The organism is Neorhizobium sp. PAMB6716 (assembly GCF_058242805.1).
The window spans coordinates 1,795,388-1,807,329 of the sequence record NZ_CM177835.1 but is presented as its reverse complement, the minus strand read 5'-3'; the positions used below and the strand labels follow the sequence as shown (position 1 = coordinate 1,807,329).

The 11,942-nt window shown below is 61.6% G+C and carries 12 protein-coding genes; 5 read left to right on the top strand and 7 right to left on the bottom strand.

The features are described 5' to 3' along the window. The first annotated feature begins 208 nt into the window (after positions 1 to 208). Both AC4CWH_RS08780 and AC4CWH_RS08775 read left to right on the top strand, forming a co-directional pair. Positions 209 to 1,135, top strand: coding sequence for an ABC transporter ATP-binding protein (locus AC4CWH_RS08780; protein WP_491321248.1), 927 nt, complete (start codon positions 209 to 211; stop codon positions 1,133 to 1,135). After that, the gene (locus AC4CWH_RS08775; RefSeq protein WP_491281670.1) at positions 1,132 to 1,893 is read left to right on the top strand and encodes an ABC transporter permease; all 762 of its coding nucleotides are present in this window, start codon (positions 1,132 to 1,134) and stop codon (positions 1,891 to 1,893) included. Before AC4CWH_RS08780 ends, AC4CWH_RS08775 begins: the two co-directional genes overlap by 4 nt. A gap of 45 nt (positions 1,894 to 1,938) precedes the next feature. Here the strand turns inward: AC4CWH_RS08775 and AC4CWH_RS08770 are convergent, their stop codons facing one another. From AC4CWH_RS08770 to cobS, 4 genes are all read right to left on the bottom strand, one after another. After that, positions 1,939 to 3,144, bottom strand: coding sequence for an MFS transporter (locus tag AC4CWH_RS08770; RefSeq protein WP_491321247.1), 1,206 nt, complete (start codon positions 3,142 to 3,144; stop codon positions 1,939 to 1,941). A 192-nt stretch (positions 3,145 to 3,336) separates the two neighbouring features. After that, positions 3,337 to 4,041: a retropepsin-like aspartic protease family protein gene (locus tag AC4CWH_RS08765; protein ID WP_491321246.1), complete on the bottom strand. Its 705-nt coding sequence runs from the start codon at positions 4,039 to 4,041 to the stop codon at positions 3,337 to 3,339. Beyond that, positions 4,038 to 4,265, bottom strand: a complete 228-nt coding sequence (locus tag AC4CWH_RS08760; RefSeq protein ID WP_491321245.1) for a DUF1289 domain-containing protein — start codon at positions 4,263 to 4,265, stop codon at positions 4,038 to 4,040. The genes AC4CWH_RS08765 and AC4CWH_RS08760 overlap by 4 nt, the downstream gene beginning before the upstream one ends. Positions 4,266 to 4,283: 18 nt before the next feature. Beyond that, entirely contained in the window at positions 4,284 to 5,081 is a 798-nt protein-coding gene (gene cobS, locus AC4CWH_RS08755) for an adenosylcobinamide-GDP ribazoletransferase (RefSeq protein ID WP_491321390.1), read from the bottom strand. 99 nt (positions 5,082 to 5,180) lie between these two features. On the opposite strand from cobS, the gene cobT reads away from it, so the two are divergent. Then, the gene (cobT, locus tag AC4CWH_RS08750) at positions 5,181 to 6,212 is read left to right on the top strand and encodes a nicotinate-nucleotide--dimethylbenzimidazole phosphoribosyltransferase (RefSeq protein ID WP_491321244.1); all 1,032 of its coding nucleotides are present in this window, start codon (positions 5,181 to 5,183) and stop codon (positions 6,210 to 6,212) included. A 264-nt stretch (positions 6,213 to 6,476) separates the two neighbouring features. After that, entirely contained in the window at positions 6,477 to 6,830 is a 354-nt protein-coding gene (locus tag AC4CWH_RS08745) for a hypothetical protein (protein ID WP_491321243.1), read from the top strand. 57 nt (positions 6,831 to 6,887) lie between these two features. Here AC4CWH_RS08745 and AC4CWH_RS08740 read toward each other — a convergent pair whose 3' ends face one another. After that, positions 6,888 to 8,876: a bifunctional 2',3'-cyclic-nucleotide 2'-phosphodiesterase/3'-nucleotidase gene (locus AC4CWH_RS08740; protein ID WP_491321242.1), complete on the bottom strand. Its 1,989-nt coding sequence runs from the start codon at positions 8,874 to 8,876 to the stop codon at positions 6,888 to 6,890. 333 nt (positions 8,877 to 9,209) lie between these two features. Between AC4CWH_RS08740 and AC4CWH_RS08735 the strand changes: the two genes are divergently transcribed. Next, on the top strand, positions 9,210 to 9,881 hold the full coding sequence (locus AC4CWH_RS08735) for a PadR family transcriptional regulator (protein WP_491321241.1): 672 nt from the start codon (positions 9,210 to 9,212) through the stop codon (positions 9,879 to 9,881). Between the two features lie 46 nt (positions 9,882 to 9,927). Here AC4CWH_RS08735 and AC4CWH_RS08730 read toward each other — a convergent pair whose 3' ends face one another. Together AC4CWH_RS08730 and sseA are read right to left on the bottom strand one after the other, a co-directional pair. Further along, complete coding sequence (locus AC4CWH_RS08730) at positions 9,928 to 10,398, bottom strand: DUF1203 domain-containing protein (RefSeq protein ID WP_491321240.1); 471 nt, start codon at positions 10,396 to 10,398, stop codon at positions 9,928 to 9,930. A 104-nt stretch (positions 10,399 to 10,502) separates the two neighbouring features. Then, the gene (sseA, locus tag AC4CWH_RS08725) at positions 10,503 to 11,924 is read right to left on the bottom strand and encodes a 3-mercaptopyruvate sulfurtransferase (RefSeq protein WP_491321239.1); all 1,422 of its coding nucleotides are present in this window, start codon (positions 11,922 to 11,924) and stop codon (positions 10,503 to 10,505) included. Between the last annotated feature and the right edge of the window lie 18 nt (positions 11,925 to 11,942).

The following is an 11,942-nucleotide window of genomic DNA, read 5'->3' as shown; positions in this document are numbered from 1 at the left end:
GCAGACGCTTGCAGCAGGCATGCCGGATCAGCGGTTCCATGCTTATGTCTTTGCGGCGAAATTGACGGTTTCTCGGCAAACACCACATCTTCAGGCAGCATCCCGAAGCGGCGCTGCCTGCCAAGGTTTCGTTTCCAGCCCTCGTAATTGTCATATCATGCCTATATAAGGCGCATCATCCTGCCCAAAACGTGTGCGCCTTTCCCCCATGTCCTCCATTGTTTCTATCCAAAACCTCACGAAAACCTACGCCAACGGGTTTTCGGCGCTGAAAGGCGTCGATCTCGAGATCCGCGAGGGTGAAATCCTGGCGCTGCTCGGGCCGAACGGTGCCGGCAAGACGACGCTGATCTCCATCATCTGCGGCATTTCCATGCCCACTTCAGGTGCCGTTCTCGTCGGCGGCCATGATGTGGTGAAGGAGTTTCGCAAAACACGCGCGCTGATCGGGCTTGTGCCGCAGGAACTGACCACCGATCAGTTCGAGACCGTGTGGAACACCGTGACGTTTTCGCGCGGCGTGCATGGCGCAAAGGCCAATCCGGCGTTGATCGAGCAGATCCTGAAGGACCTGACGCTGTGGGACAAGCGCGATGCCAAGCTGCGCGAACTCTCCGGCGGCATGAAGCGGCGTGTGCTGATTGCCAAGGCCTTGGCGCATGAGCCGCGGATCCTTTTTCTCGATGAGCCGACGGCAGGCGTCGATGTGGAGCTTCGGCGCGGCATGTGGGCGGCCATCGGCCGGCTGCGCGAGACGGGGGTGACCGTCATCCTCACCACGCATTACATTGAAGAAGCGGAAGAAATGGCGGACCGGATCGGCGTCATCAGCGGCGGCGAGCTGCTGCTGGTCGAGGAAAAGCGGGCGCTGATGCAAAAGCTCGGGCGCAAGCAGTTGCGGCTGGAGCTGAAGGCGCCGCTGGAGAGCCTGCCGCCCACGCTTGCAGCCCTTGGCCTGACGCTTGCCGATGGCGGGCGCGGACTGGTGCATGAGTATGGCAATGGCGCCGGCGAGGGCCGCATCGGCGCAGTACTCGCTGCCATCGAAGCGGAAGGCCTGGGAATCAGCGATGTTGCCACCCGCCAAAGCTCGCTTGAAGATATCTTTGTGTCGCTTGTGGGAGAACGCCCATGAATATTGAAGCGGTCAAGGCCATCTATTTCTTCGAAATGGCGCGGATGAAGCGGACGCTGCTGCAGAGCGTGATCTCGCCGGTCATTACCACATCACTCTATTTCATCGTCTTCGGCACGGCCATCGGCTCGCGCATCAACGAAGTCGGCGGCGTCTCCTATGGTGCCTTCATCACGCCCGGCCTCATCATGCTGACGCTGCTCAGCCAGTGCATCGGCAATGCCTCCATCGGCATCTATTTCCCAAAATTCACCGGCACGATCTACGAAATCCTGTCAGCGCCGGTCTCGATGGCCGAAATCGTCATGGGTTATGTCGGGGCTGCCGCCACGAAGGGCCTGATCATCGGCCTGATCATCCTGGCCACCGCCTCGCTCTTCGTTGATCTCACCATCGCCCATCCGGTGATGATGCTGCTGTTCATGGTGCTGACGGCGGTGACGTTTTCGATGTTCGGTTTCATCATCGGCATCTGGGCGGATAATTTCGAACAGCTCAACCTGGTGCCGATGCTGGTCGTGCCGCCGCTGACATTCCTTGGCGGCAGCTTCTATTCCATCGACATGCTGCCGCCCTTCTGGCAGGCCGTCAGCCACCTCAACCCGGTGCTCTATCTCGTCTCCGGCTTCCGCTGGAGCTTTTACGAGATCTCCGACGTCAATCCGCTGATCAGCGTGGCGATGATCGCGGTTTTTCTCAGCGCTTGCCTTGGCGTGCTGGCATGGATCTTCAAGACAGGGTATCGACTGCGCAAATAGGGCAGGTTGGGCGGCACGAAGGTTGCGCCGCCCGGCCGTTCGATGTCAGGCAGCACTTTCGGCGGGCACGCGGGATGTGCCGGCCAGCATGATATAGGCGCCGAGCGCGCTTGATACGCCGGCAAAGCTGATGACGCCGATCGGGCCTATAGCATCCACCAGCAGGCCGCCGATGATGGCACCGGCAGAAATCGCCACCTGGAATGTGGTCAGCATCACGGCGCCGGCGCTTTCCACTTCATCGGAGGCGATGCGGGTGATCCGGCTCTGCACGCTGACGGGAAAGGCACCAAAGCCAAAACCCCAGACGGCAACCGCTGCGATGGCAAGGGCTGGAATGCTGGCGGACAAGGCCATGGTTCCCGCAGCAAGCGCGATGAGGCCGGCAGCGACGGCGAGCGAAACGCTGCTGCTGCGTGCCGACATCGCGCCGCCCGCCATATTGCCGAAAAAGCCCGCGATGCCGAAGGCAAGCAGCACCAGCGACACGGTTGCCACGTCGAGATGGATCACCTCATCCAGATAACTGCGGATGAAGGTGAAGCCGGCAAAATGGCCAGCCACGGCAAAGACCGTGACAAGCAGCACCACCCGAAGCGCCGGGCGGCGAAACAGGCGGGCCATGGTGGCGAAACCGGCATGACCGGCAGGCGGCATGGCCGGAACCGTCAGCGCCTGGATGATGAGGGCGATCACGCCGAGGCCTGATGTCATGTAGAACGCCGAGCGCCAGCCGAAGAGGTCACCGATCCAGGCGCCGAGAGGGGCCGCGCAAACCGTGGCGACGGAGACGCCGGCCATGACGATGGCCATGGCACGCGGCAGATTGTCCGGCGACACCAGACGCATGGCGAAGGCGGCGGATAACGCCCAGAAGCCGCCGAGCGCGACGCCCAGAAGCACGCGCGCGGAGAGCAAAAGGGCAAAGCCGCTTGCGGTCGCGGCAATCAGGCTGGAGATGACCAGCAGCACCGTCAGGCTCAAGAGCACCAGCCGGCGGTCGAGCTTGCGGGCGCCGACGACAATGCCGGGGCCGGCAAAGGCGGCGATGGCGGCTGTCGCGGTGACCGTTTGTCCGGCAAGGCCGGGGCTGATCGAGAGATCGGAGGCAATGCCAGGGATGAGGCTTGCCGGCAGGAATTCGGCGGTCACGAGGCTGAAGCTGCCCAGCGAGAGAGAGGCGACCGCAAGCCAGGCAGACCGGCTACCATCGCTGCGGCCATTAACGGCCGTGCGGGATTGATGGGTCATGAAAAATGTCCTTGTGATATGGTTTGGGAGAACCGTGATCACAATGAACGCGATTGCCGATCAGTTCCATGCCGGAAAATCCGCCATGGTTGATCATTCCTCCGGATTTTGCGCTGCGCACACTCTTCCTCATGTCCGAAAGGCGGTGACGCGCTTTTCGATCTGGCGCCGGTGAAGGCTGCCATGACGGCCTTAGTCGCGCAACTTCAACTCGTCGGTCTGGATCTGCAAGGAACCGAGCGTCGAGAGGAAGGTCATGCCGAGCAGGCTTTCGGAAAGACGCCCTTCCTCGGCCACCAGCGCACGGATATCCTCCCGCTCGATCGGGCCGATGGCCATGGACGACAGGCGCACAGGTGCCGCATAGGCTTCCCCGTTTGCGGTCATCACCCGCACGGAATAGGTCAGCGTTTCCGGCTTTAACCCAAGCCGTATCGCATCCTCATGCGACAGCACCACGGCACTGGCGCCCGTATCCACCAGCATCTGCACCGTCGTGCCGTCCACCTCCACCCGCGCCTGAAAATGTCCGCCAAGGCGACGGTGCAGGATGACTTCCTGTCCGCCTTCGCTGGTGGTCATCACCACGGCGCTGCCAGGCATGAGGCCTGCCATCATGCGCGAGGCAAAGCGGCTGAAATCGCCGCGGTAGAGGTAACCGGCCACGAGTGCGGTGACGATCACGAGCCAGATGACGATATTGCGCAAAACCTCTCCGGCCGGTCCGCGCCGACCGGCCAGGATGCCGGCAGAGAGCAGCGCTGCGATGGGGAGCAGATAGATGAGATGGGCAAAATCGTCATTGGCCATGCCAAACGTCTGGCCGGTATCGTGGTTGAACACCAGAAGGCCGAGGCCGCCGACAAGCAGGATCAATACGAGGGTGAGACCGTTCATGAGGCTTGGCCATCCCGACCGTTTGACTGAACGCCACCAATTGACGGCACGCTTGCAGCCTGCGCAAGGCCTGCAAGACGCGCGGGCAGGGCTGCCATGATCTGCTGGCGCTCATCCGGCGTATAGCTCGCCCAGCCGCCGATCTCTTCGAGGCTGCGGGCACAGCCACTGCAAAGGCCGGTTGTGTCATCAAGGGTGCAGACGAGAATGCAAGGGGTGATCATGGGGATAATATCGGCCTCTCAGAGCGTGATCACAAGGGTGCAGAGCAGTGCCGTTTCCGTGATCTGCTGGGTGGCGCCGATGGTGTCTCCCGTATGGCCGCCGATCTTTTGCGCGACGTAGCGGGTGAAAAGGTGGGCAGACAGTGCGGCCACCGTAAGCGAGAGCAGCAGCGGAGCAGGCCCGAAGGGCATGCCGAGGCAAAACAGCGCGAGGACGGCTGCGGAACCAAGCGCAAACAGGCGCGCCTGCGGCTGCGGCTGACCGACAGCGACGGCCGTGCCATTGGCGCGCGCCGGGGCAAGAGCCGACCAGTGCCACACCATCAGCGCCCGCGAGACGGCAGCGGCCGTCACAAGCGAGAGTGCGGCATGCGCCGCGGGTCCGGTGGACAGCAGTGCTGCAAGGCAGGCCGCGCGCAAGCCGACCGACAGGATGAGGGCAAGCACGCCGTAACTTCCGGTTCGGCTGTCCTTCATGATGGCAAGCGCGTGCTCCCTGTCACGGCCGCCGCCCAGGCCATCGGCGCAATCGGCAAGGCCATCCTCGTGCAGTCCGCCGGTGAGCCCCGTCATCAGGGCCAGCGACAGAAGCGCGACCACCAGTGGCGCAATCGTGTGGGATCCGAGCACCAGAATGACGAGCGCCGGGGCCACGGCCACCAGCGCACCGGCGAGCGGAAAGGCGCGGCAGGCGCGCGAAACCGTGCCGTCGTGACCTTCGAAAAACCGCGCCGGAACCGGCAGGCGCGACAGGAAGGCGAGCGAGCGTGCAAGGTCGGTGCAAAATTCCACCCAAAATTCCTTGGCGTTTGGCAGTTGTTCCTCCGTCGATGCCTGATAAACAGGGGCCTAGCAAATCAGATTCCGTCGCACAAACCTAGCGCGGCGATAAAAGACCAAAGGAAGAATGATCCGATGAGCATGAGCGGCCTGCCTTTCGACGATTTCCGCGTGCTTCTGCGCGAGCTTCCCGGCCCGGATACCCGCGCACTGGTGGCAGCCCGCGAGCGCGACCAGCAATTGACGAAGCCCGCAGGCTCGCTCGGCCGGCTGGAGGAAATCGCCTATTGGCTTGCGGCCTGGACGGGCCGGCCGCCTGCCGTCAACCGTCCGTTGGTGGCCATCTTTGCCGGCAATCATGGCGTGGCAAAACATGGCATCACGCCTTATCCGCCAAGCGTAACGCAGCAGATGGTGGAAAACTTTGCCGCCGGCGGTGCCGCGATCAACCAGATCTGCGCCACCTATGATCTCGGCCTCAAAATCTTCGATCTGGCGCTGGATTATCCGACGGGTGACATCACCTGCGAGCCGGCGCTCTCCGAGCGTGACTGTGCCGCCACGATGGCTTTCGGCATGGAAGCGATTGCCGGCGGCACCGACCTGTTGTGCATCGGTGAAATGGGCATCGGCAATACGACGATTGCCGCTGCCATCAATCTTGCGCTTTATGGCGGCGACGCGGAAGACTGGGTTGGCCCCGGCACAGGTTCGCAGGGCGAGGTTCTGGCCCGCAAGATTGCAGCGGTGAAGGCCGCGGTTGCCTTCCATAAGGATCATCTCTCCGATCCGCTGGAAGTGCTGCGCCGTCTTGGCGGGCGTGAAATCGCGGCCATGGCCGGGGCAATTCTTGCCTGCCGTGTCGAAAAGATCCCCGTCCTCATCGATGGTTATGTGGCAACGGCTGCGGCGGCCATCCTGAAGGCTGCCAATCCGACGGCCCTCGATCATTGCCTGATCGGCCACGTGTCCGGCGAGCCGGGTCACCTGAAGGCGATCGAAAAGCTTGGCAAGACGCCGCTTTTGGCGCTCGGCATGCGGCTTGGCGAGGGAACGGGTGCTGCCTTGGCTGCCGGCATCGTGAAGGCCGCCGCCGCCTGTCATTCCGGCATGGCGACGTTTTCGCAGGCCGGCGTGACGACATCAGGCGAACCGCACCGCCATTAACACGGATTTCCCCCGGACGGCATGTCCGCCGGGGGCAAGGTTCCCCCTTCGTCGCTTTGCGCTCTTGCGCTGATCCTCCGGTTGCGCACCCTGCCGTTTTCGCCTGCGCATGGGTGGCGGTGCGGGTTTTGCATCGCTATGACACGTTTTGCGTATTTTTTACTGAAACTGTTGCTTCCACAGACTGTTGGGAAGAATTGGACCGGTATAAGCGGTCATGTGTAGACGGCGACGAGATATCCAGCGCCTGGGAGCAGCATCAAGGTGCAGAAATTGAAGATCGTCATCGTCGCGGCAGAGGATTTTGTTGCCGATCCGGTGAGGCAGGCCTGGGCGGATGCCGGCGTCCTGATCGTCGGGCCCGTTTCACCCGATAGACTGGATGCAGATATTTTGTCAGGAGCCTCTGGTGTTCTTCTCGATGTCGCGCTGGATGCTGCCGTTCTGTTTCAGGCGTCCGAAACGCTGATGATGGAGGATATGGCTTTTCTCTTTGTCGTTGACCACGCAAAACCGGAAAGTGCGGTGAAGCCTTTCATCGTTAATGACGATCCCGATGACATGCAGGCGGTGTTCGAGGCGCTTGCCCGCGAGAGCCATGCCGGCATCCTGCATTGAGGCGCCAGTCGCCGGCGTGATCTTGCCGGCGACCGAGATGGTTTCAGATTATTTCGTTCAGAGCACCAGGCGGAATTTTGCAAAGCCGTCTGCGCCGTCGCCGGCATCCTCGATCTTTGCGCCCTTCACGTCGCCTAAATACTGCCGTCCCTTCGGCCCGCTTTCAAACACGGCCGTTGTGCCGGCAAGCGGCTTGAACGACCAGTTGGCATCGGCGGACGGGTTGATCGTGCCCTGCTCGATGATGTAGCGCACGACCACGTCGCGGTTCGTATCGGGCGCCACCAGGATCACCTTGTCGCCGGCAATGTCTGGAAACTTGCCGCCGCCGCCGGCGCGGTAATTGTTTGTGGCAACAACGAATTTCTGTGCGGGATCAATCGGCTTGCCATCGAACTTCAGATCGGTGATGCGGTTGGCATCGGGGTTCACCAGCTTGCCGTCCTTGTCAAAACGGTTCGGCTGCGACAGGTCGATCTGATAGGTCACGCCATCGATCACGTCATAATTGTAGGAGGGGAAGGAGGTGCTGAGAAGCGGCACGTCCTTGGCGCCTTCCGGCACCTGGTTGAACATGCCCGCCGACATTTCCAGCCAGTTTTTCACCTGCGCGCCGGTGATCAGAACGGCCTGTACGGTGTTGGGATAAAGATAAAGATCGGCGACGTTCTTGATGGCGATATCACCGGCGGGAACATCGGTGAAATAATCAGCACCTCCGCGCCCGCCGGCCTTGAAGGGGGCGGCAGCCGACAGGACCGGATAATCCTTGTACTGGCCTTCCTTCAAGAGGTCCTTGACGTACCAGGTCTGGGCGTTGGAGACGATCTGCACCGAGGGATCGTCGGCGACCAGCGCGAAATAGGAATAGAGCGGCGCTGACGTTTTGCCGACGGGGCGGCGCACATAGGCAAGCGTTGCCTCATGTTCATCCTTCACCGCGGCGACGATTTCCGGCTTGTCCTTGGCATCGGCCACCACTTTACGGTTTTCGTCGCGGTGGTAGATCGGCCGTGCCTCCGTGGTGAAGTCGACGATCTTCCAGTTTTTGCCGTCCTTTTCGATCAGGAGATCGATGAGACCCATATGCGAGCCCCAGAAGCCGGCCATGACCGCCGGCTTGCCCATCAGCGTTCCCTTCTTCGTGTCGGCGCCGGCAATGCCGTCGAAATCCTTCGGGCCGGGGAAGACGAGATGCTGGTGGCCGGTGAAGATCGCATCGATGCCGTCTACGCCTGCCAGATACAACGAGGCGTTTTCCATGCGCTCGCTCTGGCCGGTGCCGTCGATGCCGGAGTGGGAAAGGGCGACGATAATATCGGCGCCTTCTTCCTTCATGGCGGGCACCCAGGCCTTGGCGGCTTCGACGATATCGCGCGTCTGCGCCTTGCCCTCGAGGTTCTTGGCATCCCACACCATGATCTGCGGCGGCACGAAACCGATGAAGCCGATCTTGAGCGGGTTTGTGGCGCCCGAACCGTCGCGGATCTGCTTTTCAATGATCATGTACGGCTTGAAAAACAGGTCGTCCTTCTTCGGATCCGACGCCAGCTGCCCCTTGGTGAGGTTTGCGCAGACAACAGGGAATTTCGCCCCCGCCATGACGTTGAACAGGAAGTCGAGCCCGTAGTTGAATTCGTGGTTGCCAAGCGTGCCGCAGTCGTAGCCGAGCACGTTCATCGCCTTCATGACGGGGTGGAGATCGCCGCCCTTCATGCCCTTTTCATAGGCCATGTAATCGCCCATGGGATTGCCCTGCAAAAGATCGCCATTGTCGATCAGCATGGAATTTCCCGCTTCCGCGCGCACCTGATCGATGAAACTTGCGGTGCGCGACAGGCCCAGCGTGTCGTTCGGCTTATCGGCATAATAGTCATAGGGCATGATGTTGACGTGGATATCGGTCGTCTCCATCAGCCGCAGATGCGCCTGATTGGCCTGGGCCCGGGCAGCAAAGGGATGCAGCAGCACCAGCGCGGAGCCGGCGGCAAGACCACCCAGAAGCGAGCGGCGGGTCATGGGGGGTGGGGCGAGCAGCAGTGACATGGACGTTCCCTCATTCGTTACAGCATGACTGTAGGGTCAATGCCACGGGGACGCATCAGGAAAATGACATGTACTCGGCGTTGAATTGCACAATCCTGAACAAGCGCATCCCGCGGGCGGGAACGGGATAAACCCTGCAGCGCCCGGGCAGGCGCAGTCTTCGATATATCTTGAGATGGTGAGGCTGTTCGTGAAGTTCTATCTTTTCAAGGGATTAGATATTTTCAATCCCATTTTGTCTAAAAAGATAGATCTTCGATAGGTCGATCCCTTGCGCATCGGGTGATTTGATCTATCTTAGATATATCTAAAAACAATCGTGAGGATCGATCGATGTTTGGACGCAGATGTGAAGATGGTGCGGGCCGCGGCAAGCGGATGCGGATGGATCTGGAGGGCCTGTTGGCCATGCGGGGCGATGGGTTTGGCCGCGGTTTCGGCCGGGGCGGACGGGGCCGCGGCTCCGACGAGGGCGGACAGGACGATGGCGGCGATAGCCGCATCGGGCGTTTCCTGCTGCAGGGTGACCTGCGCCTTCTGGTGCTGGCGCTGATCGAGAAGGAGCCGCGTCACGGCTACGAGATCATCCGCCATGTGGAGGAACTGACCTATGGCTTTTATGCGCCAAGCCCCGGCGTCATCTACCCGACGCTGACCTATCTGGAAGAGGCGGGTTATGTCTCGGCGGAAATGGATGGCAACAAGAAGCGCTATTCCATCACCGACGAGGGCCGCGCGCATCTCGACAGCAACCGGGGCCTGGCGAGCGCCATTCTGGAGCGGCTCTCCATGGTGGCCGAGCGTATTCGTCAGCGCCGGGAGGCAGGCCGTGGCCGCCGCGAGGAGAACGGCCCCGATCTGCCGCGCAGTGTCGATTCAGCCCTTCTCAATCTTAGAGAAGTCATTGCACGCCGCCTCAGCGAGGATGAACGGCGCGCCGGCAGCATTGTGAAGGCGCTTTTGCAGATGGCCGAAGATCTGGAGGCGGACGCATCCCGCGACTGATCTTTTTGGGCTTTTTGCCTCTTGCTATCCTGCTGACCGGGCCGCTTCAGGCCCGGTCCACCCGGCACTGGTAGCAATTGTTGCGGGCCGAGCGGATATGTACATAGGCAATATCGGGGCGCTGGAGAAGTGCGTCTGCCCGCGCGGCAATCTCTCCCGTCGGTGTCACCGCGCCGGTTCCGTAGACGATGCGGTCGTTATCCCCATAACCGCGCACGATGTAATCCGGGCTGGTCAGCATCGGCGGCAGGATTTCGACCGCTTCGTAACGCCGGCAGTCGCGTGCATGAAGAAAGATCGGGCCGGTTTCGGCATAGGGCTGCAGGGTGTCGAAAGGACGATAGGCGATGACCAGCATGTCCTCGCCGTCTTCGATGAACCCGAGGCAATGGCGACACGGCATGCCGTCTCCGGGCGAGATCATGCGTTCCGGAGCGTTTCCATAGGCGTCGACGCCGCCCTTGCGAAATGTGTCGGCAGCTTTCGTTGGCATGGCGGTGAAATGGATGTTCTGCATGGCGGCATCTCTCTGTTGCGATGCTTGCGACCATGCGGAACGGGCGGCACTGTCGCCACCCGATTCTTGCGCAGGTGTTTTAATGCGCAGGTGTTCTGAAAAGATCAGTCGCGTTTGGCAAGCGCCAGGGTTTCCGCATCCGACATCGGTTCGATCCAGGCATCGCTGGTGGAAACCGGTGCAAAACCCATCATCTGGTAAAGCGGCAGGGCACGCGGGTGGTCGAGCGTATTGGTGGTCACCGTCACCGTCTTCGGGTTGAGCTGCCAGGCGGAATAGAGCGCCTGCAGCAGGAACCACTTGCCGATTCCAAGGCCGAGTGCGTGTTCGAACAGGCCGAAATAACTCAGTTCCACCACGTCTTCGTTGATATGGTTGAGTTCGAAGAAACCGGCCGGCGCACCATCGACATAAAGGATGGTGACCGACACCCGCTTGTCGGTGAGGACCGCCGACAGTTCCTCGTCGCTGAGGCGCAGACGATTGTACCAGTGCCAGCGCTTGCCGACCTGCCGGTAGAGATAACGGTAATAATGCAGCGGAATGTTCTGGGCGCTCATCAGCGCCGTATGGAGATTGACTGGAACGGCAAGGCTCTGGCGCGGCGGAGCGGTCATTTCAAGCCGCGTGACATGCGCCTTGATCGGTCCATGGGTCGGGGCTTCCAGTGTCTCGGCCGGGCCGGTGACAACAGGCGTGTCGGCGCGTCCGCCCCATTCAGACCAAGAGCCGTCATAAAGCGAATTGCTGGTGTGGCCGAGCGATTCGAGCGCTAGCGTCACCACCGCTGCCGTGACGCCCGATCCGCAGCTGGTGACGACCGGCCGCGACAGATCGATGCCTGCCTCGTCCATCATCGTCTTCAGGGCGCCAAGGCTTTTCAGGTGGCCGCCTTCGGAAAGGCTGGCCGCGGGAAGGCTGCGCGCACCCGGCATATGGCCGGAGCGCATGCCGGCACGCGGTTCGGCTTCGTCGCCGGTAAAGCGGCCGGGGCCACGCGCATCCACCACCTGCGCCGATCCGGTCTCGACGACGGCGCGCATCTCGTGAAGGCTGGTGATACGGCGGGCCCGCAGGCGAGGGGTAAAGACCGCCGGTTCCGGCTCCGGCAGCTCCGTCTCGAGCGGGCGCCCGTCGGCCTTCCAGCCATCCAGTCCGCCATCGAGCACATAGACCTTTTCGGCCCCCATGACGCGCAGCATCCACCAGACGCGCGGCGCCGAAAAGAAGCCGGGACCATCATAAACGACAATGACATTGTGCTCGGCAAGACCAAGCCTGCCGACCTCGGTTGCAAAAAGCTCCGGCGAGGGGAGCGAATGCGGCAGGCCGGTGGTGTGGTCGGCAATCGCATCCTGATCGAAGAACACGGCCCCTGGAATATGGCCTGCTGCGTATTCCAGCGCACCGTTGCGCCCCTGCGCCGGTAGATACCAGGAGGCATCCACGACGCGAAAGCCCGGGTCTGAAAGCTGGCTTTCCACCCAGGCCGCGGAAACGACGAAGCGGCTTTGACCCGTGCTCATGGTGTCTCTCCTCGATGT

Coding starts and splice junctions, on each gene's coding strand:
- AC4CWH_RS08770 (WP_491321247.1), bottom strand. CDS start 3,144: ATGACCCATCAATCCCGCACGGCCGTTAATGGCCGCAGCGATGGTAGC.
- AC4CWH_RS08765 (WP_491321246.1), bottom strand. CDS start 4,041: ATGAACGGTCTCACCCTCGTATTGATCCTGCTTGTCGGCGGCCTCGGC.
- AC4CWH_RS08735 (WP_491321241.1), top strand. CDS start 9,210: ATGTTTGGACGCAGATGTGAAGATGGTGCGGGCCGCGGCAAGCGGATG.
- AC4CWH_RS08775 (WP_491281670.1), top strand. CDS start 1,132: ATGAATATTGAAGCGGTCAAGGCCATCTATTTCTTCGAAATGGCGCGG.
- AC4CWH_RS08740 (WP_491321242.1), bottom strand. CDS start 8,876: ATGTCACTGCTGCTCGCCCCACCCCCCATGACCCGCCGCTCGCTTCTG.
- AC4CWH_RS08730 (WP_491321240.1), bottom strand. CDS start 10,398: ATGCAGAACATCCATTTCACCGCCATGCCAACGAAAGCTGCCGACACA.
- AC4CWH_RS08780 (WP_491321248.1), top strand. CDS start 209: ATGTCCTCCATTGTTTCTATCCAAAACCTCACGAAAACCTACGCCAAC.
- sseA (WP_491321239.1), bottom strand. CDS start 11,924: ATGAGCACGGGTCAAAGCCGCTTCGTCGTTTCCGCGGCCTGGGTGGAA.
- AC4CWH_RS08760 (WP_491321245.1), bottom strand. CDS start 4,265: ATGATCACCCCTTGCATTCTCGTCTGCACCCTTGATGACACAACCGGC.
- cobT (WP_491321244.1), top strand. CDS start 5,181: ATGAGCATGAGCGGCCTGCCTTTCGACGATTTCCGCGTGCTTCTGCGC.